Source organism: Eubacterium sp. 1001713B170207_170306_E7 (genome assembly GCF_015547515.1).
Classification (GTDB): domain Bacteria; phylum Bacillota; class Clostridia; order Eubacteriales; family Eubacteriaceae; genus Eubacterium.
Genome location: NZ_JADMVE010000004.1, coordinates 189,717 through 216,069, shown reverse-complemented (window position 1 = coordinate 216,069; position 26,353 = coordinate 189,717). Strand labels below are relative to the sequence as shown.

The following is a 26,353-nucleotide window of genomic DNA, read 5'->3' as shown; positions in this document are numbered from 1 at the left end:
TTTTAATTTCTGCATTTTTAAGCCACGCTACTTGTGTTATAATAGCTTTATGTGAGTTTTGAATACGAAAGGATTTTACAATGGGTAAAAAACAAAATAATCAGGTAAAAGAAATCACACCAATGGAAGTCGATTTTCCACAATGGTATACAGATGTTATCTCCAAGACCGAGCTGGTCGATTACTCCCCAGTCAAGGGCTTTATGGTTATCCGCCCTTACGGCTACGCCATCTGGGAAAATATTCAGAAGGCCTATGACGAACGCTTTAAGGCTACCGGCCATCAGAACATGTACTTTCCGCTGCTGATTCCGGAAAGCCTGCTGAAAAAAGAAGCCGAACACGTCGAGGGCTTTGCGCCCGAGGTCGCCTGGGTGACAAAAGGCGGCGACAAAGAGCTGGCAGAGCCCCTCTGCGTGCGCCCGACCTCCGAAACCATCATTTGCAGCATGTACGCCAAGTGGCTGCATTCCTACAGACAGCTGCCGTTCTTATACAACCAGTGGTGCTCTGTAGTGCGCTGGGAAAAAACCACCAGACCCTTCCTGAGAACCTCCGAGTTCTTATGGCAGGAAGGCCACACCCTGCATGAAACACCCGAGGAAGCCCAGGAAGAAACCATGCAGATGTTAAACATCTACCGTGAAGTGGCCGAGGACATTATGGCCATTCCCGTTGTCGTGGGCCAGAAGAGCGAAAAGGAAAAATTTGCCGGCGCTGCCGCGACCTATACCATGGAAGCCCTGATGCATGACGGGCAGGCTCTGCAGTCCGGAACCTCCCACAACCTTGGACAGCACTTCACCAAGGCTTTTGACATCACCTATCTGGACAGAAACAACGAACAGGCCTACCCATACCACACCTCCTGGGGCGTATCCACCCGTCTGATCGGTGGGATCATTATGGTACACGGCGACGACAACGGCCTGGTGCTGCCGCCGCGCATCGCGCCGACCCAGCTGGTTATTATCCCTGTTGCCCAGCATAAGGAAGGCGTTCTGGATAAAGCCTATGAGCTCAAGGGCATTTTAGGCGCAGAATTCCGCGTCGAGCTGGACGACAGCGACAGCAACTCCCCAGGCTGGAAGTTTAACCAATGGGAAATGAAGGGTGTGCCGATCCGTCTGGAAATCGGACCACGCGACATCGAAAACGGCCAGTGTGTTCTGGCCCGCCGCGATACCGGCGAAAAGGTACAGGTCGCCCTGGACGACATAACCGAAGCAGTACGCACCCTGCTGGACGAAATTCAGCAGAACCTGTTCGACCGCGCCCTCAAGATGCGCGAGGAAAAAACCTCCACCGCAGTGGATATGGACGAATTCAAGAATAACCTTAAGGAAAACCCGGGCTTTATCAAGGCCATGTGGTGCGAGGACCGCGCCTGCGAGGACAAGATCAAGGACGAAACCGGCGCCAGTGTGCGCTGTGTTCCCTTCGATGATGAGCAGGAAGTCATCGGTGAGGGCAAGTGCGTCTGCTGTGGCAAACCAGCGAAGAAGATGGCTTATTTCGCCCGCGCCTACTAAAATGAACAGAGCAAGAGTCATAAAGGACATCCCCTTTGAACTCGACGTCGACGCCTTTTTCATGCACATCCGCATGGAAAAGGAGTCGAAGCGCTCAAAGCGGATATTCGAGATCATCGAAACCGCCAGCCCTTACATCCGACCTGTGGCCATGTACAAGCGGGCCGAAATCCAGATGGTGGACAGCGATGTGTTTACCATCGACGGGCTGGCCTTTAAGAGCAAAGAAATCCTGGAAATTCTGAAGCGGGAAAGCTTTGTGTTCCCCAACATTGTATCCTGTGGGCCGGAGATCGAAGCCTTCTGCGTCGACCGCAAAAAAGTGCTGGACCAGTACATTACCATGGAGCTGTGCAACTTCAGCTGCGCGGCGGCCAGAGAGGCCATGCTGTCCGCTATCCGGGACGAGTTTAAAATGGAAGAAAGTACCGAGCTGTTCCCGGGCGAAAAGGGCTGGGATCTGCAGCAGGGCATCCAGATTTTTAAAATATTTTCAAAGGAAACCGGCGGGGCAGGGCTCAGCATATCAGAGGCCGGTGTTCCAAAGCCAAGCCGTACTGCCTACGGCCTGATCGTCGGCAGCTGACAATGGCAGACCGGCAACCTAGAAAGGGCTGGTACAAGCTGGACAATGCGGGAACCCTGTACTCCTCCATTGCGTCCTCCAGGGTATCGACCGTGTTTCGTATGACGGTGGGGCTCACCGAGACCGTGGACCCCGGCGCCCTGCAAAAAGCTCTGGACAACGTGATGGTGCGCTTTCCGTACTTTAACGTCACGCTGCGCCGGGGCTTTTTCTGGTATTACTACGACCATTCCGAAAATCGCCCCCTGGTTGAAAAGGAATCCCACTATCCCTGCAAAACCATTAAACAGCGAAAGGGCGTTTTTCCCTTCCGCATTCTGTACTACGGCCGTTACATCCATCTGGAAATGAGCCATTCCATCTGCGACGGCTACGGCGGTTTAGCTTTTTTAAAGCCGCTTATATTAGAATATTTTAAAGAAAAGGACGGCATTGTCTGTAAGGATCTGGGCGACATCATCGACATTCACAGCCCCGTCAATCCCGAGGAATACGAGGACGCCTTTAAGAAATATTATGAAAAAAAGGTGCCGCCGCCGGAAAAGGGCGAGAAAGCCTACCACTTTCCCTTTGGACTGCTGGATAAGGGCCAGTACCTGCTGCTCACCGGCATTGTGCCCGTGGCGGATGTACTGGCGCAGTCCAGAGCCCACAAGTGCACGCTGACACAGTTTATCACCGCCCTTTATTTTGAGAGCATCCAGGATTATATTCTGGGCCTGGAAAAAAAGAAACGCGCAAGGTCGGGCTATACCAAGGCCAGCATTGCCATCAACGTGCCCGTGGACCTGCGGTCCTTCTTTCCGTCTAAAACCCTGCGGAATTTCTTTATCAGCCTGAATCCGGCCATTGACATGCAGCTGGGCGTTTACAGCCTGGAAGAGATTATCGACCTGATTAAAGGGTATATGGGCCTGTACATCAACCAGAAAAACATTAACCGCTACGTTTCCAGAAATGTGCGGAACGAAGAGCTCATGGTGCTGCGCGTGATCCCCCTGTGGGTAAAGCGTGTGATCATGCCCATTGTGTACAAGCGCTACGGCGAGAGGAGCTACACCAGCTCTGTCAGCAACCTGGGCAACATCTGGATGCCCGAGGAGGTCCGGGACAAGATAACTGCCTTCGAGAGCTTTCCGCCGCCCAGCGCCGGGAACAAGCTGAAAATCGTCATGGCCAGCTATAACGGCAGGCTCTGCATCTCCTTTGGAAAGACCACCGGAGAAAAAGACATCGAGCGGATTTTTTTCAGAAAGCTGCGAAAGCTGGGAATCCCGGTCCGGATTGAGGGAAACCAGATCAATTATTACGAAGTTGAAAGGGAGGATGCCTGATGGCTTATTGTCCAAAATGCGGCGTCGAGGTGGATAACAACGTCAAAAACTGCCCGCTGTGCGATTTTCCGATCCCCGATATCGGCGGTGAACCAAAAGGCGAAAAGCGTTATCCCCTGGCTGTCAATACCTATCCAGAGGATCATTTGGAAAAGAAAAACCAGATTTTTTATTCGCTGGAAATTATCGCGGCTGCGGTATTCCTCATATCGCTGGTTCTGTTTTTGTTCTTTCCGCTGAACCCGTCGCTGATGAAGATCATTATCATGTCCGATGTGGCAATGGTTTTCTATTTTCTGTTCTGCTTTAATTACCTGCCTGTCTGGATCAACGTGATTGGCTGTTATGCCACCACTTTGCTGCTGTGTCATGGCATTTATCAGGTCATCGGCGGCTCTGGCGACTGGTTCACAAGCTATGTGATCCCCATTGCGACCATTTTGTGCATCGACCTGGTAATCTTCGGGCTCATCTACCAAAAGAACCGGCACCGCAACCAGTTCATCTATGTGCCCACTGTTCTGATCGCCTTTACCATTGTCCTGAACCTGGGAATCGACGGAGTGGTATCCTACAACCTTTTGGGGTATCTGCGCTTTGGCTGGTCCCTGATCGTCGCAGTGTCCGGCATCTGTATTATCGCCCTGCTCATGGGCATATACCACGGGGTGCCCGACCGCACCAAGGCATACCTGAAGAAAAAGCTGCATGTATAGAGGAGGCGGAAAGTGACCAAGCAAGCGAAAATTGAAGAACAGCTCCGGGAAATGCCCCTTTACGACTACGCCTTTTTCCCGGTAAGGGATATCATCTTTACCCAGGACGTGCGCACCATCTGCGAGATGAACGACTGCGGTATGTACGGCAGGCGCTGGGTCTGTCCGCCGGTGATCGGCAGCATTGAGGACTGCATTGCCGGGTGCCAGGCCTACACCCATGCCTTTCTCTTCTCAACCGTAACCGAGGTTGCGGATTCCTTCGACCTCAAGGCCTGTGTCGAGGCCAGAGGCGACCATGAGGCCATCACCTTCGAGATCGCCGAAATCTTCCGGCGCGAAACCGAAAATCCCCTCATTCTGTCCACTGGCTGTATCCCCTGTGAGCACTGCACCTACCCGGACGCGCCCTGCCGCCACCCCGAGCGGGCCTTTAAAACCATCGAGAGCCACGGCATCATGATCATGCAGATGGCAGCTCAGCAGGGAATGAGCTACGACTGCGGCCAGAACCTTGTGACCTACTTTTCCCTGGTTTTATACAATCTTTAGGCACCGATGGCCGTTCCGCTTGAGAAATGGGTAAAACCATTGTATAATAGAAACAGTTCTAATCAAGGAGGAACCGGACATGCAGCCACAGGAAAAAGCAGTCTATCAGGACATACTGCAATGTATTTTTGCCAGATATCTGGAAGATTACTCGGAAAACACGTATTCAGAACTACTAAAAAAATACGCAGACCTCTCGATCATTGAAACCGGCGAAGCCAAAGCAGCCTCATACGAGATGGTTCTTCAGCTCCTGAAGCGGAAAACCAGACGCTATACCGGTCTGGGCCGTCTGGCAGAGGGCAGTGCCCGGGAGGATAACATCCTTTATCCCGCCGCCTTCGAGACTCAGGGCGCCGACCCGGAGCTGACCCGGGAGACCGACTACGGCACAGCCTGGGACGGCTTTGACAATATGCTGTCAGAGCTGCCCGAGGAAAAGCAGGTTGAGTGTAAAATGGTATTAAACAGCCTGGAAAGCATTATTCACGACCCGTCCATGACCAAGCCCCAGAAGGCGCTGCTGTCAAGCATCCCGCTGAGCTGGATCGCCCATGAGCCCTGGGACGTGGGCATATTGTTTGTGCCCATGCTGCTCCAGATTTATGAATAAAAGGCAAAACCCAAGCCGCCGTCCGGTTTTATTTAAAACCGGCGGTGGTTTTTTAGTACAAAAATTTGCATTTTTTACTTATATCTTTTCAAAGATAAAGGTGATATAATGGAGATAAATTAAATACCGGTTGCGCTATCGTTGATTTTAAACGTGTTCATTCAAATTTGCCTTTATTTTGATTTCAGTTGTCCTCAAAAAACGGACACTGAAACTGAAGGAAAAGTTTTTTAAGGCCTGAAAAGGCAGAAAGGAAACCGAAATGAAAGCCGATCTTGTCCGCATTGCGCTGATTCCGTATTTTGTTTTGCTCCTGGTTATCTGCAACTGGAATGTGAAGCTGTACGCAGCCGTCACGCTGAACAGCTTTTACTTTCTGGAATACATTCTTTTTATTTTCTGCGGCCTGGCGATCGCTTGCCTGATGGATATTTCCCAAAGCACCTATCGCCAGAAAAGTGCCCGAATCATCATTATTGTCAATCTGGCCGTTCTGCTGGGGTTCTTTCTGCTGGGCTTCCTCCGGATTTTTGTTTTCTTTGACGTCCGCTATTTTTATCCGGTTTCTTTTTTGCTCTTTGGTTACTATCTGTATTTGCTCGTTATAAGCCTGAGAAAGGGGGAGCAGCCGTGAAAAAGTATATGCGAAACGGGATGATCCTCTGCGCGCTGTCGCCGCTGATCGCCTACTATTTACATTTTATGGTTGGTACGGCCTCAAACCTTATTTTTATGACCCTGTCCAGCGTCACAGGCAATAGCGCGGTGGCGTATCTGGGTTACCTGGGAGGAATGGAAATGGTGCCAGCCTGGACCCTTGCCATCAATGTGACGGTGCTCATCTATCTGTTCTACCGGTGGGACCTCGAAAAGAAAAAGTCCGAAGAACCCTGAGCCCTGGGTGTAAAATACCGCGCTCTCAAAAAGTGTTTTTAAATATGAAAGGAGATGCTCGTATGCAGTACCAGAAATTATCCAAACCGGCAAAAGCTTACGCAGAAGAATTTTTTTCAGAATACCGGGAACGGCTGAGAGAAAACATGCCCGACGAGGTTGCCTCAGTCATTTATTTTAAACCCGACAGGAATACCCTCCCTTATATTTATGAACTGCAAAAATTCTTTCATTTTAAGGTAGGCCAGAATCAGGTCATTATCAACCACTTTTTTGTGGACCAGATGACGTGTTTTTATAAGTGGTAGGAAAATGGGAACCGTGCTTTAGTCTGGAGGAGCGTCATGAAAAATAAAATATATTTCGTCTACCTGGCAGCAGTGCCGTATATCATTTTAGCACTGGTAACTGTGCACTGGTATGAGTATTACAGGCCGAGCGCCACCATGCCGGCCTATGGAAATTTTCTTTTTATTTTTACCCTGTTGCTGTACCCTGTTATTGGAATCCTGCTGGCAGGCCTGCATACCATTCCCCAAAATGTGTATGGCACAAAGTGGGCAAAAGGAATAATCGCTGTCAATTTCGTGGTTCCCATTGTATTTTGGATGGTCTATTACACTGGCTTGGGCGGACTGGGTGTGAAGCTGCTGTTCTTTGTCCGGGTGCCGTCATTTACGATCATATCCCTTTTGGTGATGGGCTATTACCTGTTTCTTCTGGCAGAGAGCCTTTGGAAGAAAGCCAAAGCCCTGTAGAGTTTAAAGAGATGAGAGGTAAAAAATGAAAAAGAAACGATTGGCAGTGCTTGTGTTGTTGTCTGTCTGCTGTTTATCCCTTTTTGGCTGCTCGGCAGAGGAAGATAAGAGCGAGGAAATCCCTCTGTCCGAGAGGAGCATTGAGGAGCAGGTTCAGAATAACAGAAGCACTATTTTTAAGGAATACGATAATATCAAGGCCTTCAGAGCCGTGTATCAGAATGACCTGAGAACCATGAACGGCCTGGTGGACCCAAAGAAATACGACATTGTGCTGACTAATCTTGAATACGAGAATCTGCAGACCGCGACAAAAAATACATCAAAAGTAAAAGCAACTTACAAAATGATTGATAAAGATAAATATGTGCTGAAGTATTACGACTCTTTTGAAGAATACGGCGCATTAAAAGAAAGCGACCTGGCAGCCCTGAATGAGAGCGTGAGGGATCAGGGCGTCACCTATAAGCCCACCATCGCAGAGCTTGTGCCAGAGCAGGAGAATGTCCGGGCCTATTATGAAAAGGTGGATGGAAAGAGTTAAAGCGATGAGCAGGGAGGCGGCATATGGAAAGAGATAAAATCGGAAAAGGGATCAGCTGGGTGGTTTACAGCGCCATTATTGCAGTGGATATAATGATTAACTACCAGCTGTTCCACTGGCTCCGCAAGCCCCTTTACCAAATTAATGAGGCGCTTTTTGGCGTGACCGGGATGGGCCTTAAGGGGCAGCCGGGCTTTGTGGTGTTCTTTCAGTTTTTTATTCCGGTGGTTTTGTTTTTTGTCATTGTGATGGCCGGGCATTTTCTTTGCAGGAGAATAGAGGAAAAGCTAAGTTAGTAAAGAGGAGAAAAATAATTTTAGAAAGGGGGATGCGGATAGAGGGTTGGTTTAACGATTAGGCGTTGGTTGATCAATTAGGTTATCAAAATTTGATATCAAAAAAACGATTATCCATATAAATGCTATATTTAAGGACTATAAAATAAATTGGAACACCAAATAAAGTGTCCTTTTTAGCAATGCAAAGCGGTTAATCAATAAAAGGCTAACCGCTTTGTAATACTATACTAATTTTATATGATTTTATTCTTTGATTGTTCTTTCCAATGTTGCGATAACGCCCATTCCTTTGGCAAGATTCGATATTACAGAAACCACTCGCCAGCCTTCTTTAGCAAGTTGATTATAGGTTTTTTCACTTTCCTTAACACTTAAGGTTAAAACTTTGTATTCGTACAAAAGACTACCTCCTATTCTAAATTTTGCTTTAATTATACAGTACATGGGAGGTGAATGCAATAGTATTCCTTGAATGTTGCATGATAAACCTCCCCTTTTATCCTGTCGTCCGCCACAAACAGAAAGGAAAAAGCCCTGTCAATAGACTTTGATTTGAGATACTTTGCAGGATTTTTCTTCATTAAGGATGTGGATGTGGTTGAGCGGAAATAAAGCCGTTTGAAAAGATAATATTTTGGTCAATATTGTGAGATAGAGTGTTAATTTTGCGAAGGATCTTTTACAGCATGTAAAAACATGTTATATTTGATAAAATAAAAGGAGAGGTCTAATCTAAAAAAGTAAGCTTGGGAGTGCCCGAGATTTTTAGGGATAAAACCCGAAAGAAGGGAGAAAAAATGAAAAAGAAATTGTTCGCAGCAATGCTGGCATTGCTTGTTTTGTCTTTGCCGTTGTCAGGATGCACGCTGAATAAAAAAGATGAGCAGAAGGAAAACAAAGTGGAAAAAACCATGGAAGAACAGGTAGAGAACAATCAGAACGCGATTTTTAAACAGTACGACAATATCAAGGCGTTCCGGTCGGAATACCAAAAGGATCTGGAGACAATGAACGCGCTTGTGGACCCGGATAAAGCAGAAATCGTTCTAACAGACATACGCTATACAGACGGTGCGCCAAGCTCCGATTCAAAGGTTGATGCCACATACAGAAGCGTCAACAAAGATGTATATATTCTAAAATACTATGAATCGTGGGATGAATGTAAAGAAAAAATGGAGAGTGATCTGTCAGCATTAAATGAATCGGTTAAGGATCAGGGAATCGAATACCATATGGATCGCGCCGAGCTTGTGCCAGAGGATAACAGAGTGCGGGTTTATTTTGAGAAAGTGACATAAACGCTAGTTTGAATAGCAGGTGAATCGTCAAAAAAGACAGGAAGTAAAGGCTTTCTGTCTTTTTTAATGTGTTTAAAAAATATATCGATATCTTTTATAAGTTGAAAATGTTATAATAAAATAAAGCATAAATCGCTGGACGGAGAGAGGAGGCCATAAAAATGTTCCGAATTGGTGTGTGTGATGATGAAGTCTATTTCAGACAGGACTTGAAAAAACGGCTTGAGGATTATTTTAAGGATAAAAAGTTTAAACCGGAGATTTTATTTTTTGAAAGAGGACAGGCGCTTTTACAATCGGCAGAAAAAAGGCCTTTTGATCTGGTCTTTCTGGATATTGAGATGCCGGATATGGACGGAATTACCCTCGGAGCCCGTTTAAAAACAGTGTTTGAGGAGACTCTGTTAATCTATGTGACCTCGCATGATGCCTATGTTTCCCATGCGTTTCGGTTAGATGCTTTTCAATATCTGAAAAAGCCTTTAGATGATTCCTTTTTTCATGAGGAAATAGACAGGGCGCTGGCACAGTATGTTCTAAAAAAACAAAAATATAATTTTGAGTATAACAGTGTCAGAATGAGTGTTCCAATAACAGCGCTCATTTATTTAGAATCCCAAAGATGGAGTGTGATTATCCATACAAAGGATAAAGATTATAAAATTGTCGGCAAGCTGAATGAAGAAGAAAAGCGGCTCGCCGCCCATGGATTTATCCGTATCCATCAGAGCTATCTCATTAATATGCAGTATATTAAAAAGTTCCTCAGTGATAAGGTGTTTTTAAAAGATCGGGAAGAACCGCTGCCGGTCAGCAGAAAATATAAAAATGAAGCAAAAAAAGCTCATTTAGACTATCAAAGCAAAGTAGGCATTTGATATGAAGGAGATATGGGTACAAATCTTTGCGGCCGTGTTTGAGGCGGTTTTGATTTATTATTGGGTACGTGCCTTTTCACGGGAGAAAAAGATTAAACGGCGCTGGATTGTGCTTGAAGTCACGCTGGTAAGCCTTTGGATTTTGATTTCTCTTGTCTTTGTGAAAAATCCACTGCTTTTAATTTCATTTACTGCAGCAGCCTGTATTTTGATGTTTTTTATTTATCGTGTTCCTGTAAAGATCAGTTTAGTTGCGACGCTGGTTTTCTGCGTGGTCATGGCTTTGTGTGATGTACTGGCTATATACATACTGATGTTCTTAAGTGGCGAAAATATCGAAACGATTCGCTTTACTGCTGAATTAATGTTAATGGGCAATCTTTTAACAAAGTTTTTAATTTTATGTTTTGTGAGTTTTGTGTACGTTCGTAACAAAACAGATTTTAGTAAACTATTTATCAAAAAAACTATTTATCTTTTAGTACTTCCTTTGGCTAGTATTGTTTTATTGTATCAATTACTCAGCTTTAGTGATATGGAAAATCCTTTTAGTATAATGATGTGTTTAATTGGGATTGCGGGCCTTTTTATTGGGAATATCTATTCATTTATCTTTTTTGAAAAGGAGGAAGAGCTTGAAGAACAGAACCTGAAGGAGTTTTTTTTGAAGCAGCAAATCGAAAATCAACGTACTTATTATCAGAGTTTAGAATCCTCAAATGAAGAGATGAGAAAAATACGTCATGATTTGAAAAATGCTTTTATTGCACTTTCAGGATATTTGGATATAGGAGATGTAAATGCCGCTAGACAATATGTTGATAGGCAAATACACACAATAAAACAACTTACTTACAGTACTGGCTATCCTGCAATTGATGCTGTTGTTAATGTTAAAAAGACTAAAGCTCTTGAAAAAAATATACAGTTTGATATGAAAATTTCTTTACCAAAAGAGTTACTTGTTGATGAGATGGATTTGTGTATTATTTTAGGAAACGCATTGGATAATGCATTAGAGGCATGTGAGAAAATGCCTTGTGGACAGGGGGAAATCATATTAAGCTTACGTAAAACAGGGGGGATGCTTTTGCTCGACATAAAAAATACTATTGATAAAGAACCAGTCAAAGATTCAGATGGGTTGATTACAACGAAAAAAGATCAGGTGAACCATGGCTTTGGTCTTAAAACAATATATCAGTTAACAAAACAATATGATGGGACGATGGATTATGAGGTTAAAAACGGCTGGTTTTATCTGATGATCAATTTAAACCTTAAAGACTCTGTTGATTCTGCGATATAAACCGTCAATTCTGCGAACCCTCTTTATAAGAAAACGAAATCATGCTATCTTTAAATTATCCTAATTTAAAGATAGTTTTTTTATAGAAATTTGAAAAGAGGTAGTAAAAATGAAAAGTAAAGTAAAAAAAGCATTGATACGGTTTGGTCCTTTGTTTGTATTTTTGGCTTTAGAAATGGGGATTTTTACATCTAATGCTGCAGCTTGTTTTGGATTCTACCAGCCAAAAGAACCGGAAAGAATGGCGAAATATAAAAAATAAGTTTCAAATGTATAACTTGATAGAGGGGTGATACCAATGGGAAGTAAATAATATACGGAAAAATATAAAAAATATGATAAGAAAGGAAAAAACAATGAAACTAAGTAAGAAACTGTCAGTTTCTTTGGTGGCTGTTTTATTGATTATGACGACGCTAATGATGCCGGCTTTCGCAAATGAAAAAGTAACCAATGAAGAAACAACAACAATACAAACTGGAGAGATACAACCAAGAATCGCTGTTACTGTATATCATGAAGAATGGATGAACTATTCTGTAGGAGACTATATTCCTACTAGTCTTTATAGAGAAGGATGGTATGGTGGAGCTTATGTTTCAGGATGGCTTAAATTAATCAGAACTGTAACTACTGGCAATAATATTGCCGTGTTGTATGGTGGAAATCTAGTAGGAAGCGCTTGAGTTAAAGAATTTTTGTAAGACAGAATAAATAAGTGTTTTGTTTAAAGCAGATAGCATTATAACTATGCTATCTGCTCTTGTTTACACGATGAAATAAAAAACAGAAAGAACTTTTAAATTAGATGAGTAAAGTTTACAACAACCATACTCCCTGGCAAATCATCTAGTCTATCAAAAAAGGCGAAACCCGGCTCATAGACTGGAAACCCTTGCTGGATGTGGAAGAATATCAGGAATTATCGGATTGCTTTGATACGGACCTGGAAAAGCTGAAGCAGAATTTCTGGCATTAAATATTATAAAATAGGAGATCCCCCATGATCCACAACCTATCCCAAAAACTAACGTCCATCTTCATTCACCACCGCATCATTGACGCTGAGGACCGGGAGGTCTATATTTACAGCTTTGAGCTCCTGCTGTCTGCGGTTATCAATCTGGCGGTGGTGGTGCTTTTGATTGGCCTCACCGGTCAGGTAGCCGGGGGCGTGGGCTTTGTCCTCACCTTTCTGGTGCTCCGGCAGTCTGCGGGAGGGTACCACGCGTCCTCACATTTTTTCTGTATCCTGAGCTTTACGGTCATTTTTTCGGTGTTTCTGGCAGTGATCACCTTTCTGCCGCCGCTTTACTACCTGCCGGTTATTCTGGGGGCGCTTGTCCTGGGCGTGCCGGTCATTGTGCTCACAGCGCCGGTGGCCCATGAGAATAAGCCGCTGACCGGGGCGGAGCGTGCGCGCCTGAGCCGTCTGGCAAAGCTGACTGTGGTGATATTAACGGCCCTGATCATGACGGGCTGGTACCTGGCGCCCGGGAACGCGGCGCCTGCCGGAGCGGCCCTGGGGCTTCTGACGGTTGCGCTGTCGTCGCTGGCGGCGCTGTATGGAAAAAGGAGGCAGGCTTAGGCTTGCTTTAATTAAATATTGAAACTGGGATAATGCTTGACACCCGCCAACAGAGAGCTTCTGCTTTCTGTTATTTTTTTGCTCTAAATAAAGAGAGAAGGAGTTATTATGAATAAAAAAGATTTGTACGCAGTGCTTCAGGAAAAGACCCGGATTGCCTGGGTGGAGGTTTTTACAGACCCGGAGGCAGGCCACGGCCTGCGGGTATGGTTTGAGGACTGGCGGGGGCTGGAATTCTACCGGAGTAAGGCCACCCTTATAAAATGGCTGGAGGAATGGGACATCGTGAGCACCGCGGCGGCGGAAAAGGCGGCCCGGGCACTTCTGCCGGGCAGCCAGCTGCTGCCCATGTACCGCGGTCCGGGATGCACCTTTGTCCAGATTAAGACCAAATCGACCAAAGCCGGGGAGAAGTATGCCTACAGCTGGGTAAATTTGGATTTAATTAATTAACGGCCCCGGGCCTGTAAAGGAGGCGAAATGCCTGGAGCTTAAAAACGGTATGATCGTGCGCCATCTGCACCGGGACGCCACCATAAGGCGCAAGCTGGAGGAGGGGAAGCGGCTGGCGGCCGCGCTTGGGAAAAGATGAAAAAGCAAGTTATTATTGTGATCGGTACTCGGGAAGCGAGTTCTGAATAAAGGGTTCAGAGGATATTATGGAAAAAGCGCTTTACAATATATAAAAATAAAGATATAATTATATCGTAAAAAAGATACAGGAGGGTGTAAAAATGATTATTAAAGCATCGGCCACACTTAGAAATGATTATGCGAAAATTTCAAGTCTTGCCAAAGAAACAAAAGAACCAATTTATATTACTAAGAACGGCGAAGGGGACATGGTTTTGATGAGCATTGACGCCTTTGAAAAAAGAGAACAAATTTTGGAGTTACGGGCCCGGGTGCTGCAGGCAGAAGAGGAACGTTTAAATGGAGAAAAAGCATTAAGCCTGTCTGAGGCAAGAGAGCAGCTGCGTAAGAGAATAAATGATGTATAAAGTGAGAATTCTGCCGACAGCCTGGGAAGATTTAAAAAAAATAGAAGATTATTATACGGTTCAGTTTAATGAGGAGATAGCCGTTAGCGTAGCAGACCATATTTTGGATGTCCTCGAACGTTTAGAGATCTTTCCAAACTCGGGATCTTTGACGCCAGATAGATGGCTGAATGAGAGAGGATACCGTATGGTGATCTGTAAAAAGCAGGTTGCGATTTACCGATTGATCGGGGATACTGTTTTTATTTACCATATTGCGGACACCCAAACGGAATATACAAAATTATTCTATTAGATAACGAAACCACATCTGGCAGAAAGCTTTGGCTTTCTGTTTTTTTTATTTTTTGTTTTAAAGGGGTCGGTGCGCTTTTATGGAAAAAGTGCAAAATAATACCCGAAAAACCCTTATAAAAAGCCATATATTACTCTTTTTTGACGGATTACCCGGCCAACCCGCGGTTTGCGGCGGCGGGCCGGGCCCGGTATAATACACCTACAAGCTTGAAAAACAAAGAACACCGGTGTTCCGAAAGGAACAATTAAATGAATCGAAAAATAAACATGAGTATTGTCAAACCGGAGGAGCTGAAGGATCAGCCGGTTATTACGACGCTGGATCAGCTGTTCTGTATGGAGCTCATAGATTTGCAGATGAACAATGAAAAATTATTAATGACATATTATGACCGCACGGTGTTTGTGGGCCGGGCGCCGGAGAAGCCGGTAACCGTGGTGTATGGCAAGGAAGGCACACCCTACTTCAATATCCGGGAGGTGGCGGCGCTTATGGGAAAGCGAGAAGATATTGACGCTTTTATCTCGGATCACTACGATGAGCTGGGCGTGGTTGTGCGCATCGCGGCGGCGCCCCACAAGCTGGAGCTGATCGATTTTCTGCCAACAACGGATATCGCGGGGATCCGCCGTCTGGCAGAGCTGCTGGATGAGGAAGCGGATTCGGAGAGTGTGGCCGCTACGCTTGAGTTTCTGGAAGAAAAGGCTGTGGCCTGGGGGAAACAATGCTATGCATAGATTTACCATTACAGACACCACCTGTTATGATTACATCTGGCTGCAGGGCCTTGAGGCCATACCGGCGGTCATTGAACCGCCCATGAATTACGGCGGAGAGCCGGTAGTATGGCTGGCGCTGAGCCCGATCCTGCCTCTGCTCGGATACGCCTCGGCCAGCAAGATAGCCGCGCTGGTGGCTCTGGAGGACAAGTGCAAGCGCCGGGTGTATTACGGGGGAAGGCACCGCCATATGTGGATGGTGAACCTGCGCGGCCTGCAGGTGCTGCTGCCGCTCATGAAGGACAGGAAAAAGCTGGAATGGGCCGCGGAGCTGTTTAAGCAAAAGGTGAGCGCCCTGGAAATGCTTCACAAGGTGAGCGCCAGGACCTCTGTCCTTTACCACTATGAGGAGGGCAGGGAACCGGTCCCCGCCGAGGAATGCGGCTGTGAGGCCGGGACACTGGCCCGCGCGTATATTGAGCTGCACCGCCGCTGCAAGAAGCTTGAGGAAATGCTGGAGCAGGTGGAGCGTGGGGCTTAACTACATGACGGAGCTCAACGCCATGCGGGATTATCTGCTGCTGAGGCCTCTGGCCTCTGGGCGGATATCCCTGTGGCACGGGCTCATGATGGTCAACAATCTCTGTGTCTGTGGCTGGAAGAGCTGGTTTACCGCGCCGAATATGACGCTGCGGGCTTTCTCGGGGCTGTCGGACAACGGTATCCTCGGTGCCCGAAGGGTGCTTAAGGAAAGGGGGCTCATTGATTTTGTGCCGGGAGCCTCGGGGGAGATTCCGGCAAAATACCACATGCACCCCGTCTCTGGGCGTGTCCGTGAGGTGCGCGGCACTGCGGGCAGCAGTGGGGGCGGTTCTGCGGCCGGCAGTTCGGGCAGCAGCGCGGCATTCTATAAACAAAACAAACCAGACAAAAAGAGACAAAAGGAAACCACGAACCCTTTTTTAAAAATGTTAAATAATGAGGAGGAAATGTGAACCGAAATGAAACGTTGAAAATTATGGCTGTGATCAAGGCAGCCTATCCCTACTATTACAGCAACCAGTCCGAGGAGGACCTGAAAACCGTGGTCAGCCTCTGGCAGGGGATGCTTGAAGACTATGAGTACCCGCTGGTATCCGGCGCGGTGCGGGCCTTTATCGCCAGTGACCGAAAGGGCTTTCCGCCCTCGGTGGGCATGGTGCTGGACAAGCTGAGGCTTTTTACCACAGCGCCGGAGCTCTCGGAGATGGAGGCCTGGCAGCGGCTGTCGGGGGCGGTTAAGAACTCGGCCTGGTATGCCAAGGAGGAGTTCGAGAAGCTGCCGGAGGACATCCGCGGCATTGTAGGCTCTCCGGCCAGCCTGCGGGAGTGGGCTCTGATGGATGCGGGAACCTTCCATTCGGTTATCCAGTCCAATTTTATGCGCAGCTACCGGGCCTGCCGGGGACGGCAGCGCGCCCTGGAGGAGCTGCCGGAAAATGTGCGGCATTTGGTCGGGGAGCTGGCAGAGCACAAAGACCTGTTGCCCGCGGATGGGAGCAGCGGTCATGGGCAGGGTGACTGAGCAGGATAATCAGGCTGAGATCCTGAGCTTTATCGAAATGGCCCAGAAGGGCGATAAGGCCATGAAGCTGGCAGTGGTTAACCTCTTTAAGCCCATGGCTTACAGCATGGTTTACCGTTCCTTCTATCATAAGGAGGAGCGGGTGGAAATGTGCCAGGAGGCCTGCCTGCAGATCCTGGAGGCCATCGAGGATTTCGATGTGGTCAATTACCGGCATGTCTATTTCAGGCATTACCTGAAAAACCGCCTGCGGTTTATGATTTTAAACCGGATTTGGCGGATTGGGCTTGAGAGAAAGCGGTTTGCCTGTTCGCTGGATGAAAAGGTGGCCGGGGAAGACGGAGAGGAGGACTGCTGGAAAATCGACTGGTTCCCGGCCGCCTGCAATACAGAGGATCAGGCCATCAGGGGCTGTATGGCCCAAAAGGTGCTGGCGGTGATGCGAAAACAGATGGTTCAGGAAACCTATGAGGACGTCTGCCGGCATTTTATGGAGGGGATCAGCTACGCCGAGATCGCTTTGGAAAGAGGGCAGAACCGCTCCACTGTCCAGTACCAGTGCAGCCGGGCGATGGACAGGGTGAAGCGGGAGCTGCTCGGGGAGGAGGCGTATCTGAAACAGCTGTAGCGGGAAAGCAGGTGCTGTCAGGTGTAGTGGGCCAGGGCTTTTTCAAGCTCGGCCCGCAGTGAGGCGCGCAGCGTCTCGGGGGAATGAAGGATCAGGTCGCCGCCAAAGGAAAGGAGGTAGCCCACCAGCCAGTTGTCCACGGGCAGGCAGGTATGGATGTCAAAATCGCCCCCGGGCAGCGGGAGAACCTGGGCCTCTGCGAACTCGTCATAGACGCGGTAGGCCCGGTTTTTGAGGATGGTAAAGTGAAGCGGGGTCATGACGATTTGGGCGTTTTCGGTAAAGGGAACTGTGGGGTAGGGGTCAAAGGCGGCCTCCAGCACCTGCAGGTCCCGGATCCGGAACAGCTTAAACACGCGGTAATCCTGCCGTGTATGGCAGTAGGCCTGAAGGTACCAGTTGTGCCCCTTAAACAGCAGCTTGATGGGGTCTGCGGTGCGCTCGCTTTTGGTTCCGTCGGCGCCCCAGTAGGAAAAACGGATGGTGTGCCGGGTGAGGATGGCGTTTTTGAGCTCCTCTGAGCGCTCCCGGTCCTGTATGGAGCCGCCCCAGCCCGTAAAGTCTACCTCGATCCAGTTCTGCTGGTTTTTTTTGAAAAAGGTTCCCAGCTTGGTGATCAGGCCGTCTGGGTCTGGGTATTCGACAGCCTGGAGGGTCTGGAGGGCCGTGAGGATTTCGCTCTGCTCGGCGTCGCTGAGGATGGATTTGTCCAGGGTGTAGCCGTCCATCAGGGCGATGCCGCCGTTTTTGCCCACGTTGGTATAGATGGGCACTCCGCTCAGGCTCAGGCGGTCGATGTCCCGGTAAATGGTGCGGACGGAGACCTCAAAGTGGGCGGCCAGCTGGCTGGCGGTCATCTGCCCTTGGTCTAAGAGCAGGTAGATGATTTCAAACAGGCGGTGGGTCTGCATAATATTTCTCCAATATAAAAGGGACGGCACAGGGCCGTCCTCTTTGTCTTTTTACGCGTTTGGCGCTTCCAGCATGTTTTCGCGGATTTTGTCCAGGTCTTCTTTGGTCAGATCGGTTTTGTCGAGCAGGTAGTCGTCGACATTTTCGTAGTTTTCCTTGATGTAATTCAACTGGATTTTCAGCCATTCGGGCTTGACGCCAAAGAAATCCTTGAGCTGATCCTTGGAGACGCCTTTGGCTTCGTCCATCTCATCGGCCATAATGGTGCCGAGGACTTCGAAGGCTTCGTCGAAGGTCAGGTTAGTCAGGGAATAATCTGAGATAATGGTCTGCTCCGGTACGCCGCAGATCAGCAGGATCAGCGCGGTCATAAAGCCGGTGCGGTCCTTGCCGTTGGTGCAGTGGTACAGGATGGGGTACTGATCCGGGTCAGTCATGACCTTAAGGATCTCGGCGTACAGCGGGGCGGCGTTTTCGACCTGGTAGCGGTAGATTTTGCGCATGAACTGGTCAATGCCGTCCGGCGCCCGGAAGTCGATCTCGTTGTGGCTGAAGGGGATATTTTTGAGGACTGGAATGTTTTTGTAGTCCGCGGTGGAGGGCAGCTTGTCCGGCAGGGCCTTGGCCTTGGGGGCGTCCCTGAAGTCATAGACATGCTTGAGGCCAAGCTCTTCAAAGTACTCTACATCCTTATCGGAAAGGTGGCCCAGCTCTTCGCTGCGGATCACCTTGCGCCATTTGGTCTTGCGTCCGTCCAGGCCGGTATAGCCGCCGATATCGCGGATATTGATGGAATTTTCCAGCTGGATCAGCCGCTTGCCCAGGTTGGACTCGTCGCAGAAGATCAGGTGGTCTTCGTCTTTAAAGTCGGTTTCCCAGGGCTTTTTCTGTGGGAGCGGGAGGCTCTCGTGCTGGGTGGCATCTTCGGCCTGAAGCTTTTTCTGGCGTTTTTTATGAATCAGATATGGGACTGCGGCAGCCGCGGCAATGAGCGCCCCAATGCCTACAAATTTTTTCATATGTTCACTCCTTTGACTCTTTATACTTTATTATATAGAATATATTGTAACATAAAGACTTAAATTTGTCCCGGTGACAATTTGTTTTTTCGCCATATTTTATAAAAAGGAGCGTTTTAATGGAAAATGTCGGAATTTATGTGCACGTTCCCTTCTGCGTGCAGAAATGCCAGTACTGTGATTTTGCCTCCTGGGCCGGCTGCGGTCCGGAGGCGGTGGCCCGGTATTTCGATGCGGTCTGCCTAGAGATAAGGGCCTTTGGGGCCCGGCAGGGCAGGCTGTCTGCGGACACGGTTTATTTTGGCGGAGGCACGCCCTCCAGTGTGGCGCCCCGGTATATCGGGCAGGTCATGGAGGCTGTCGGGCAGTGCTTTGTCCTGTCCGGGGAGGCGGTGGAGGCTACCATTGAGGTTAACCCCGGAACGTTAACGAGTGAAAAATGCCGGGCTTACCGTGATATGGGCATCAACCGCGTGAGCATGGGGCTTCAGACCACGAGCGACCAGGGGCTTAAGGCCCTGGGGCGTATCCATACCTACGCCGATTTTGAGGAATCCCTTGCGCTGCTGGACCGCGCGGGCTTTGAGAATATCTCGGCCGATCTGATGTTTGGCCTGCCAGGCCAGACGCTGGCGGATGTACAAGCGGATATCGCGTGCCTGACGGCCCTTGCGCCCATCAGGCATATTTCCTGCTACAGCCTGAAAATCGAGGAGGGGACTGCCTTTGACGCCCTGTACCGCCAGGGAAGGCTGGCGCTGCCGGACGAGGCGCTGGAGCGGCAGATGCAGCACGCCATCATCGACGGCCTGGCCGCCAGGGGCTTTGAGCAGTACGAAATATCGAATTTCGCGCGAAAGGGCTGGGAAAGCCGTCATAACAGCCGGTACTGGGTGATGAAGCCCTATGTGGGCTTTGGGCTGGGCGCGGCTTCCTATTATCGGGGAGAGCGCCGCACCAACGTGATGGATATGCAGGACTACTGCGCCTTGGCCGAGCAGGGCAAGCCCCCGGTGCTCGAGGCCCACACCCTGGACCTACAGGAGAAAAAAGGCGATTTTATGTTTCTGGGCCTGCGGCGCATGTATGGCGTGGACGACGCGGATTATCAAAAGCTGTTTGGCAGCAGCTTTTTTGAGGATTTTGAGGAAATCGGAGGCCTTGTCGAGGCGGGGCTCCTCACGCGTGAGGGCCCGGTGATCCGCCTTACCCGAAGGGGACAGGACCTGGCAAACCAGGTGTTTATGGCCTTTGTGTAAGTGCGTTGAGTGCAGCGGAGGACCGCCAAGGTTTCCTTGCTTAAATAATGTTTAAATCTTAAAAACTTGACATTTATCTTATAGAAATCTATTGACAAAGTACAGGCCTGGTGGTATATTATAGTCAAGATATTAGCACTCACAAGTAACGAGTGCTAATAAAGAGGTGAACAAAATGGACTTGAAAGAGAGAAAGAAGAAGATATTGGAGGTAATCATTAAGGATTACATCAATACCGCCGAACCGGTAGGGTCCCGGACCTTGTCAAAGCGTTATAACCTTGGCATCAGCCCTGCGACCATCCGGAACGAAATGGCTGATCTCGAAGACCTGGGCTTTTTAATGCAGCCGCACACCTCATCAGGAAGAATTCCGACTCAGCTGGCTTATCGCTATTATGTCGATGAGATCATGCAAATCCAAAAATTAGCTAAGGTTGTGAGAAATGACATCCATAATGGGTATCTAAAAATAACAAGGGAGCTGGATAACACCATGAACCATACGGCAAAGGTGCTCTCCCAGCTGACCAATTATACCTCTGTCGTGCTGTCGCCGCGGGTTTCCTGCTTTAACTGCAAGCATGTACAGATTGTTCCTTTAATAAAGGAACGGGTTTTACTCATTGTGGTCACCTACGAAGGCATGGCAAAAAATATTGAAATGACCCTTTCGCAGGAAATTGACACGGCTTTAGCCCTGAAGCTGAGCAATGTCTTAAACAGTTTCCTTAAAAATATTTCCTTTCAGGAAATTAATATGGAGCTGGTGGACCAGATTCAGGAATTGTCTCCGGATGAAAGCAATTTACTCCGGGAAATTCTTCCGGTATTAAGGGATACTTTGATGGAGGAGGCCTCAGACATTCATTCCATGGGTCTGACCAATCTCTTTAATTATCCTGAATTCAGTGATGTGGAAAAAATCCGTCACCTGGTTAATGTGATCGAGGAGAAACCGCTGCTGGCGGGCATACTCTCCAGTGACGACACCAGTCAGGTGATCAATATCAGTATCGGGGATGAAAATGATAATGAGAATCTGAAGGAATTCAGTATTATTACGACAACCTACGAGCTGGAAGGAAAGACCGTAGGCGCTTTTGGGGTCATAGGGCCGACGAGAATGAATTATGACAATGTCTCCTCGGTTCTTGATTATATAAGAAATGAACTGAACACAAACTTAACAAAATTATTAATGAAATAGGTGGTTAAATGGCTAAGGAAGAAAAGATGGAACAAAACGTAGACGAAACCATTGAGGAAGAAGCTACGGAGGAACAGGCAGCGGAGGAACAAACCGCAGAAGAAGAGGTTGAAAAATCGGTAAACGAGGCGGCCAAGGCAGAGGAAGCGGCCATGGAACGGCTCATGCGCCTTCAGGCGGATTTTGAGAATTATAAAAAAAGAACCCAGAAGGAAAAGACCGACATTTACCAGTTTGCACTCGAAGGCTTTGTCACAAAGCTTTTGCCGGTGCTTGACAACCTGGACCGCGCCGAGGCAGCGGCCGACGACGAAAGCACGGACAAATACCGCGAGGGCGTCCAGATGGTTTTCAAGCAGCTGATCAGTGTTCTGAACGAGGAGGGCCTGCAGGAAATTGACTGCGTGGGCACAGCCTTTGATCCGAACTTCCACCACGGCGTAGCCGTTGGCGAGGATCCTGAAAAAGAGGACCAGATTGTTCTGGAGGTTTTCCAGAAGGGCTATACTTTTAAGGATAAGGTCATAAGACCAGCGATGGTTAAGGTTAACCAGAAGTAAAAAAACGTCCGGCGTCGGCGTTTTGGAATCGACGCAAAGTCCGGTCATCCGGCCGGCATTTAAATCTAGAAAACAAACTTTCGAATCATTAGGAGGACATATATTATGGGTAAAGAAAAAATTATTGGTATTGACTTAGGTACTACAAACTCTTGTGTAGCTGTTTTAGAAGGTGGCGAACCGGTTGTTATCCCAAATGCAGAAGGGAACCGTACAACCCCGTCCGTCGTCGCGTTTACAAAAGACGGTGAAAGACTGGTCGGCCAGGTGGCTAAACGCCAGGCTGTTACCAATCCGGACCGCACAGTCGCTTCCATCAAGAGACACATGGGCACCGACTATAAGGTAAACATTGACGATAAGAGCTACACACCACAGGAAATCTCTGCGATGATCCTGCAGAAATTAAAATCAGACGCAGAAGCCTACCTTGGCGAAACTGTAACCAAGGCAGTTATCACGGTACCGGCTTATTTCAGCGACGCTCAGAGACAGGCAACCAAGGACGCCGGTAAGATTGCCGGTTTAGACGTACTGCGTATCATCAACGAACCAACCGCAGCTTCACTGGCCTATGGCCTGGACAAGGCAGACAACCAGAAAATCATGGTTTATGACCTTGGCGGCGGTACCTTCGACGTATCCATCCTGGAATTAGGCGACGGCGTTTTTGAAGTTAAGGCGACCAACGGGAACAACAACCTGGGCGGCGACGACTTTGATGACAAGATCATCGACTGGATGGCAGATGAATTCAAAAAATCCCACGGCATCGACCTGAAATCTGATAAAATGGCGTTACAGCGTTTGAAAGAAGCAGCTGAAAAAGCTAAAATCGAACTTTCCAGCGTTATGAAATCAGACATTAACCTGCCGTTCATCACTGCGACCGCAGAAGGCCCGCAGCATCTTGAACTCTCCCTGACAAGAGCGAAATTCGACGAATTAACCTCTGGTCTTGTAAGAGAAACCGAAGGACCTGTCTCCAAAGCAATGGGCGACGCAGGCCTGGGCAAAAACGAACTGAACAAGGTTATCCTGGTTGGTGGTTCCACAAGAATCCCGGCAGTCCAGGATGCGGTTAAGAACTTAACTGGAGAAGAAGCCTACAAGGGAATTAACCCTGACGAATGTGTTGCCATCGGAGCAGCCATCCAGGGTGGTGTACTGGCCGGCGAAGTCAACGATGTTCTGTTACTCGACGTTACTCCGCTTTCCTTAGGCATCGAAACCCTTGGCGGCGTGTTCACAAAACTGATCGAACGCAACACCACCATCCCGACCAAGAAGAGCCAGGTATTCTCTACCGCTGCCGACAACCAGACCGCTGTAGACATCCATGTATTACAGGGTGAACGTGAAATGGCCTCTGGCAACAAGACACTGGGACGTTTCCAGTTAACCGGTATCCCGGCTGCAAGACGTGGTATTCCACAGATCGAAGTAACCTTTGACATTGACGCCAACGGTATCGTTAACGTATCCGCCAAGGATTTAGGCACCGGTAAATCTCAGAATGTTGTGATCAAATCCACCACCAACATGAGTGAAGACGACATTGACAAGGCTGTAAAAGAAGCTGAACAGCACGCAGCCGAAGATAAAAAGGCAAAAGACCTGATCGAAGCCAAGAACAACGCAGACTCCACCGCTTACCAGGCAGAACAGTCTCTGAAGGACATGGAAGGCAAGATCAGCGACGACGAAAAGAGCAAGGTTAACGCTGCCATCGATAAGTTAAAAACCGCAGGTGAAGGCGAAGACGTTGAAGCTATCAATAAAGCCATCGAAGAATTAAACGAAGCTTTATATCCGATCGCTCAGAAAATGTACGAACAGACCGCTCAGCAGCAGACTGCCGAAGAACAGTCCGCTGACCAGAAGGGCGACGATGATGTTGTAGAAGCTGAATACGAAGAAGTCAGCGATGACGACAAGTAAGCCCTTCACTGTGAGCCCGACAATAAGATAGACTTTAGGAGATGGCAGCTGTAATGGCTGCCATCTTTAATAATGATTCTTTACAGACTGGGCCTTTTAGGTTACAATATGAGGCGAGGTGAATAGAAGCATGAGTGAAAAAAGAGATTACTACGAGGTGCTGGGCGTTGAAAAAAGCGCCAGCGCAGATGAAATAAAAAAGGCCTATCGTAAGATGGCCATGAAATATCACCCGGATAAGAACCCGGGCGATAAAGAGGCTGAAGAAAAATTCAAGGAAGCCAACGAAGCCTACGAAGTCTTAAGCGACGAAACCAAGCGTGCGACCTATGACCAGTATGGTCACGCGGGCATGGAAGGCGGCTTTGGCGGCGGAGGCGGCGGCTCTTACGGCGGCTTCGGCGGAGGCGGCTTTGAGGATATTTTCAGCGATATTTTCAGCTCCTTCGGCGGAGGCGGCGGTTTTGGCGGCTTCGGCGGTTTTGGAGGAGGCGGCGGCGGACGCCGCGGTCCAAGCCGCGGCTCGGATATGAAGATTAATATCAATCTTTCATTTAAGGAAGCCGTTTTTGGAACCGAGAAGAAGATTAAAATCAAGCGTCAGGAAGAATGTCCGACCTGCCACGGCTCCGGCGCGGAACCGGGCAGTGAAGCCCATACCTGTGACAAGTGCGGTGGCTCCGGACAGATTTATATCCGTCAGCAGACCCCCTTTGGCACCATCCAGCAGACCACGGTCTGCGACAAGTGCCACGGCGAGGGTGAAATCATCGACGACCCGTGTCATACCTGTCATGGCTCCGGTATCCAGGAAAAGGAACGGACCATCAATATCAAGATTCCGGCAGGTGTGGACAACGGCTCCATTCTCCCGCTTCGCGGCGAGGGCAACACCGGCGCGCGCGGCGGCGGAAAGGGCGACCTTTTCGTTTATATCAGCGTGAAGGAAGACCCGATCTTCAAGCGTGAGGAAGACGACGTTTATCTGGAAATCCCTGTGACCTTTGCGCAGGCCGCCCTGGGCGCTGAGCTGGTCGTACCGACTGTGGACGGCAAGGTTAAGCTCAAGGTGCCAGAAGGCACCCAGACCGGCAAGGTCTTCAGGCTCAAGGGCAAAGGTGTGCCGAACGTCAACGGACGCGGACGCGGCGACCAGTACATTACCGTCAGGGTCGAGGTACCGCGCAAACTGAATAAGAAACAAAAAGAATTATTGAAAGCTTTTGACAAAGAAACAGGCAACGACAATCACCAGGAAGGTAAAAAATTCTGGTCCAAGGTAAAAAATGCCTTTCAATAGAATTTTTAAAAAACCGGTGCTTGCCTTTGCAGCACCGGTTTTTTTCAGCATAAGGGAGGAAAAAATCATGTCAGAATCACTGATCACAAAGCAGGCCATCGCGGATGGCTTTAAGGGCTTAATGCGTGTTAAAAGCTTTGATAAGATTACCATTTCGGATATTGCCAAAAGCTGCGGGCTGAACCGGCAGACCTTTTACTACCATTTTCAGGACAAGTATGAGCTGCTGGACTGGATTTATTACAACGAGGCGATTTCTGTCATGACAGAGGATCTGACCTTTGAAAACTGGAGCTCCCGCATTTACAGGATGCTGACACAGATGAAAAAAGAGGACTATTTCTACATTAATGCCTTTAAAGCCTCGGGCCAGAAGGAGTTTGAGGCCTACCTTTTTTCAGTGGCCAAGGAGCTGTTTAAGGAGATCATCGGAAACCTCAGCGGCGGCAGGGAAATCAAACCTGAGGATATGGATTTTATCGCTTCGTTTTTTTCCTACGGAACAGTGGGGATCATTGTTGCCTGGGCGCAGGAGGGAATGCGGGAAAGCCCGGAATTCTTGAGGGAGCGTTTTGAAAATCTGGTGCTGGACAGTAAAAATCTGGCGGTAAAGCGTTTCTTAAACGCGCTCTAACGCGTGATAAAATGCCGGAAGAAATTCTTTTTCGTCCCCTCGATATCCGAGGAGGCGCACAGCTTTAAAAACTCGCTGTAGAGCAGCCTGGACTCGATTCGGGTCAGCTCTTTTGGGGAAATGCTTTTTCCAAGATCCACGAGGCTGCGGGCGCAGCGTTCCGGTGATTTGGCGATGCCTCTCAGGATATGGTCAAGCTTTACATCCAGCACCGCGTTTTTTAATCGGATTTCCAGAGATTTCATGGTCTGCTCCTTTCGTTTTGGGCGGATTGATACCTGCTTTAAGCATATCAGCCAGCGGACTGGTTGAGTATAGACAAAAACCCGGATCTGTCAGACTACCTGACAGATTTTTTATTTTGTCAGAAAACAGGACAATGGCTGGTGTTTGTCGGGTTACAG

The 26,353-nt window shown here is 48.4% G+C and carries 36 protein-coding genes; 32 read left to right on the top strand and 4 right to left on the bottom strand.

Annotated elements, in window-relative coordinates; genetic code table 11:
- The first annotated feature begins 80 nt into the window (after positions 1-80).
- From proS to I2B62_RS11585, 12 genes are all read left to right on the top strand, one after another.
- Positions 81-1,532, top strand: coding sequence for a proline--tRNA ligase (proS, locus tag I2B62_RS11640; RefSeq protein WP_195269251.1), 1,452 nt, complete (start codon positions 81-83; stop codon positions 1,530-1,532).
- A 1-nt stretch (position 1,533) separates the two neighbouring features.
- Positions 1,534-2,118 carry a hypothetical protein gene (locus tag I2B62_RS11635; protein ID WP_195269250.1) on the top strand — a complete coding sequence of 195 codons (585 nt, stop codon included), beginning with the start codon at positions 1,534-1,536 and terminating at the stop codon, positions 2,116-2,118.
- Between the two features lie 2 nt (positions 2,119-2,120).
- A complete protein-coding gene (locus I2B62_RS11630) occupies positions 2,121-3,452 on the top strand; it encodes a hypothetical protein (RefSeq protein WP_195269249.1) in 1,332 nt (443 codons plus the stop codon).
- Positions 3,452-4,168 carry a hypothetical protein gene (locus I2B62_RS11625; protein ID WP_195269248.1) on the top strand — a complete coding sequence of 239 codons (717 nt, stop codon included), beginning with the start codon at positions 3,452-3,454 and terminating at the stop codon, positions 4,166-4,168. The genes I2B62_RS11630 and I2B62_RS11625 overlap by 1 nt, the downstream gene beginning before the upstream one ends.
- Positions 4,169-4,180: 12 nt before the next feature.
- Positions 4,181-4,720 carry a DUF2284 domain-containing protein gene (locus I2B62_RS11620; protein ID WP_195269247.1) on the top strand — a complete coding sequence of 180 codons (540 nt, stop codon included), beginning with the start codon at positions 4,181-4,183 and terminating at the stop codon, positions 4,718-4,720.
- 79 nt (positions 4,721-4,799) lie between these two features.
- Positions 4,800-5,333: a hypothetical protein gene (locus tag I2B62_RS11615; protein WP_195269246.1), complete on the top strand. Its 534-nt coding sequence runs from the start codon at positions 4,800-4,802 to the stop codon at positions 5,331-5,333.
- A 262-nt stretch (positions 5,334-5,595) separates the two neighbouring features.
- Positions 5,596-5,967, top strand: coding sequence for a hypothetical protein (locus I2B62_RS11610; RefSeq protein WP_195269245.1), 372 nt, complete (start codon positions 5,596-5,598; stop codon positions 5,965-5,967).
- Positions 5,964-6,227: a hypothetical protein gene (locus I2B62_RS11605; protein ID WP_195269244.1), complete on the top strand. Its 264-nt coding sequence runs from the start codon at positions 5,964-5,966 to the stop codon at positions 6,225-6,227. The genes I2B62_RS11610 and I2B62_RS11605 overlap by 4 nt, the downstream gene beginning before the upstream one ends.
- Positions 6,228-6,289: 62 nt before the next feature.
- Positions 6,290-6,535, top strand: coding sequence for a hypothetical protein (locus tag I2B62_RS11600; RefSeq protein ID WP_195269243.1), 246 nt, complete (start codon positions 6,290-6,292; stop codon positions 6,533-6,535).
- 36 nt (positions 6,536-6,571) lie between these two features.
- The gene (locus I2B62_RS11595; RefSeq protein WP_195269242.1) at positions 6,572-6,985 is read left to right on the top strand and encodes a hypothetical protein; all 414 of its coding nucleotides are present in this window, start codon (positions 6,572-6,574) and stop codon (positions 6,983-6,985) included.
- Between the two features lie 25 nt (positions 6,986-7,010).
- The gene (locus I2B62_RS11590; RefSeq protein WP_195269241.1) at positions 7,011-7,529 is read left to right on the top strand and encodes a hypothetical protein; all 519 of its coding nucleotides are present in this window, start codon (positions 7,011-7,013) and stop codon (positions 7,527-7,529) included.
- Between the two features lie 23 nt (positions 7,530-7,552).
- Entirely contained in the window at positions 7,553-7,825 is a 273-nt protein-coding gene (locus I2B62_RS11585) for a hypothetical protein (protein WP_195269240.1), read from the top strand.
- A gap of 246 nt (positions 7,826-8,071) precedes the next feature.
- Here the strand turns inward: I2B62_RS11585 and I2B62_RS11580 are convergent, their stop codons facing one another.
- A complete protein-coding gene (locus tag I2B62_RS11580; RefSeq protein WP_195269239.1) occupies positions 8,072-8,227 on the bottom strand; it encodes a DUF4177 domain-containing protein in 156 nt (51 codons plus the stop codon).
- Between the two features lie 398 nt (positions 8,228-8,625).
- Here I2B62_RS11580 and I2B62_RS11575 point away from each other — a divergent pair, with 398 nt between their 5' ends.
- The 14 genes from I2B62_RS11575 to I2B62_RS11510 all read left to right on the top strand — a co-directional run bounded on the left by I2B62_RS11575 (position 8,626) and on the right by I2B62_RS11510 (position 17,114).
- Entirely contained in the window at positions 8,626-9,129 is a 504-nt protein-coding gene (locus tag I2B62_RS11575; RefSeq protein ID WP_195269238.1) for a hypothetical protein, read from the top strand.
- Positions 9,130-9,290: 161 nt separating this feature from the next.
- Positions 9,291-10,007, top strand: coding sequence for a LytTR family DNA-binding domain-containing protein (locus I2B62_RS11570; protein ID WP_195269237.1), 717 nt, complete (start codon positions 9,291-9,293; stop codon positions 10,005-10,007).
- Position 10,008: 1 nt separating this feature from the next.
- Entirely contained in the window at positions 10,009-11,316 is a 1,308-nt protein-coding gene (locus I2B62_RS11565; RefSeq protein WP_195269236.1) for a sensor histidine kinase, read from the top strand.
- A 109-nt stretch (positions 11,317-11,425) separates the two neighbouring features.
- On the top strand, positions 11,426-11,578 hold the full coding sequence (locus I2B62_RS11560; RefSeq protein ID WP_195269235.1) for a cyclic lactone autoinducer peptide: 153 nt from the start codon (positions 11,426-11,428) through the stop codon (positions 11,576-11,578).
- A gap of 94 nt (positions 11,579-11,672) precedes the next feature.
- A complete protein-coding gene (locus I2B62_RS11555; RefSeq protein WP_195269234.1) occupies positions 11,673-12,002 on the top strand; it encodes a hypothetical protein in 330 nt (109 codons plus the stop codon).
- Positions 12,003-12,319: 317 nt separating this feature from the next.
- On the top strand, positions 12,320-12,904 hold the full coding sequence (locus I2B62_RS11550; protein ID WP_195269233.1) for an accessory gene regulator B family protein: 585 nt from the start codon (positions 12,320-12,322) through the stop codon (positions 12,902-12,904).
- Between the two features lie 108 nt (positions 12,905-13,012).
- Positions 13,013-13,357, top strand: coding sequence for a hypothetical protein (locus I2B62_RS11545; protein WP_195269232.1), 345 nt, complete (start codon positions 13,013-13,015; stop codon positions 13,355-13,357).
- 281 nt (positions 13,358-13,638) lie between these two features.
- Positions 13,639-13,905 (top strand): type II toxin-antitoxin system Phd/YefM family antitoxin, encoded by a 267-nt coding sequence (locus tag I2B62_RS11540; RefSeq protein WP_195269231.1) that lies wholly within the window; start codon positions 13,639-13,641, stop codon positions 13,903-13,905.
- Positions 13,895-14,200 (top strand): type II toxin-antitoxin system RelE/ParE family toxin, encoded by a 306-nt coding sequence (locus I2B62_RS11535; RefSeq protein ID WP_195269230.1) that lies wholly within the window; start codon positions 13,895-13,897, stop codon positions 14,198-14,200. The genes I2B62_RS11540 and I2B62_RS11535 overlap by 11 nt, the downstream gene beginning before the upstream one ends.
- A 251-nt stretch (positions 14,201-14,451) precedes the next feature.
- Positions 14,452-14,940, top strand: coding sequence for a hypothetical protein (locus tag I2B62_RS11530; RefSeq protein ID WP_195269229.1), 489 nt, complete (start codon positions 14,452-14,454; stop codon positions 14,938-14,940).
- Entirely contained in the window at positions 14,933-15,463 is a 531-nt protein-coding gene (locus tag I2B62_RS11525; RefSeq protein WP_195269228.1) for a hypothetical protein, read from the top strand. The genes I2B62_RS11530 and I2B62_RS11525 overlap by 8 nt, the downstream gene beginning before the upstream one ends.
- The gene (locus I2B62_RS11520; protein WP_195269227.1) at positions 15,453-15,917 is read left to right on the top strand and encodes a hypothetical protein; all 465 of its coding nucleotides are present in this window, start codon (positions 15,453-15,455) and stop codon (positions 15,915-15,917) included. The genes I2B62_RS11525 and I2B62_RS11520 overlap by 11 nt, the downstream gene beginning before the upstream one ends.
- The gene (locus tag I2B62_RS11515) at positions 15,914-16,486 is read left to right on the top strand and encodes a replicative helicase loader/inhibitor (protein ID WP_195269226.1); all 573 of its coding nucleotides are present in this window, start codon (positions 15,914-15,916) and stop codon (positions 16,484-16,486) included. Before I2B62_RS11520 ends, I2B62_RS11515 begins: the two co-directional genes overlap by 4 nt.
- Positions 16,470-17,114, top strand: coding sequence for a sigma-70 family RNA polymerase sigma factor (locus tag I2B62_RS11510; protein ID WP_195269225.1), 645 nt, complete (start codon positions 16,470-16,472; stop codon positions 17,112-17,114). The genes I2B62_RS11515 and I2B62_RS11510 overlap by 17 nt, the downstream gene beginning before the upstream one ends.
- A gap of 17 nt (positions 17,115-17,131) precedes the next feature.
- Here the strand turns inward: I2B62_RS11510 and I2B62_RS11505 are convergent, their stop codons facing one another.
- Both I2B62_RS11505 and I2B62_RS11500 read right to left on the bottom strand, forming a co-directional pair.
- Entirely contained in the window at positions 17,132-18,025 is an 894-nt protein-coding gene (locus tag I2B62_RS11505; protein WP_195269224.1) for a YafY family protein, read from the bottom strand.
- Positions 18,026-18,076: 51 nt separating this feature from the next.
- The gene (locus tag I2B62_RS11500; protein WP_195269223.1) at positions 18,077-19,045 is read right to left on the bottom strand and encodes a tyrosine-protein phosphatase; all 969 of its coding nucleotides are present in this window, start codon (positions 19,043-19,045) and stop codon (positions 18,077-18,079) included.
- 119 nt (positions 19,046-19,164) lie between these two features.
- Between I2B62_RS11500 and hemW the strand changes: the two genes are divergently transcribed.
- From hemW to dhaS, 6 genes are all read left to right on the top strand, one after another.
- Entirely contained in the window at positions 19,165-20,304 is a 1,140-nt protein-coding gene (gene hemW, locus I2B62_RS11495; protein WP_195269222.1) for a radical SAM family heme chaperone HemW, read from the top strand.
- Between the two features lie 175 nt (positions 20,305-20,479).
- The gene (hrcA, locus tag I2B62_RS11490; protein ID WP_195269221.1) at positions 20,480-21,514 is read left to right on the top strand and encodes a heat-inducible transcriptional repressor HrcA; all 1,035 of its coding nucleotides are present in this window, start codon (positions 20,480-20,482) and stop codon (positions 21,512-21,514) included.
- Positions 21,515-21,522: 8 nt separating this feature from the next.
- Positions 21,523-22,074, top strand: a complete 552-nt coding sequence (grpE, locus tag I2B62_RS11485) for a nucleotide exchange factor GrpE (RefSeq protein WP_195269220.1) — start codon at positions 21,523-21,525, stop codon at positions 22,072-22,074.
- Between the two features lie 105 nt (positions 22,075-22,179).
- On the top strand, positions 22,180-24,015 hold the full coding sequence (gene dnaK / locus I2B62_RS11480; RefSeq protein WP_195269219.1) for a molecular chaperone DnaK: 1,836 nt from the start codon (positions 22,180-22,182) through the stop codon (positions 24,013-24,015).
- 130 nt (positions 24,016-24,145) lie between these two features.
- On the top strand, positions 24,146-25,315 hold the full coding sequence (dnaJ, locus tag I2B62_RS11475) for a molecular chaperone DnaJ (protein ID WP_195269218.1): 1,170 nt from the start codon (positions 24,146-24,148) through the stop codon (positions 25,313-25,315).
- A 67-nt stretch (positions 25,316-25,382) separates the two neighbouring features.
- A complete protein-coding gene (gene dhaS, locus I2B62_RS11470; RefSeq protein ID WP_195269217.1) occupies positions 25,383-25,949 on the top strand; it encodes a dihydroxyacetone kinase transcriptional activator DhaS in 567 nt (188 codons plus the stop codon).
- Here dhaS and I2B62_RS11465 read toward each other — a convergent pair.
- On the bottom strand, positions 25,946-26,194 hold the full coding sequence (locus I2B62_RS11465; protein WP_195269216.1) for a hypothetical protein: 249 nt from the start codon (positions 26,192-26,194) through the stop codon (positions 25,946-25,948). The two genes, dhaS and I2B62_RS11465, sit on opposite strands and share 4 nt — an antisense overlap.
- Positions 26,195-26,353 lie beyond the last annotated feature (159 nt).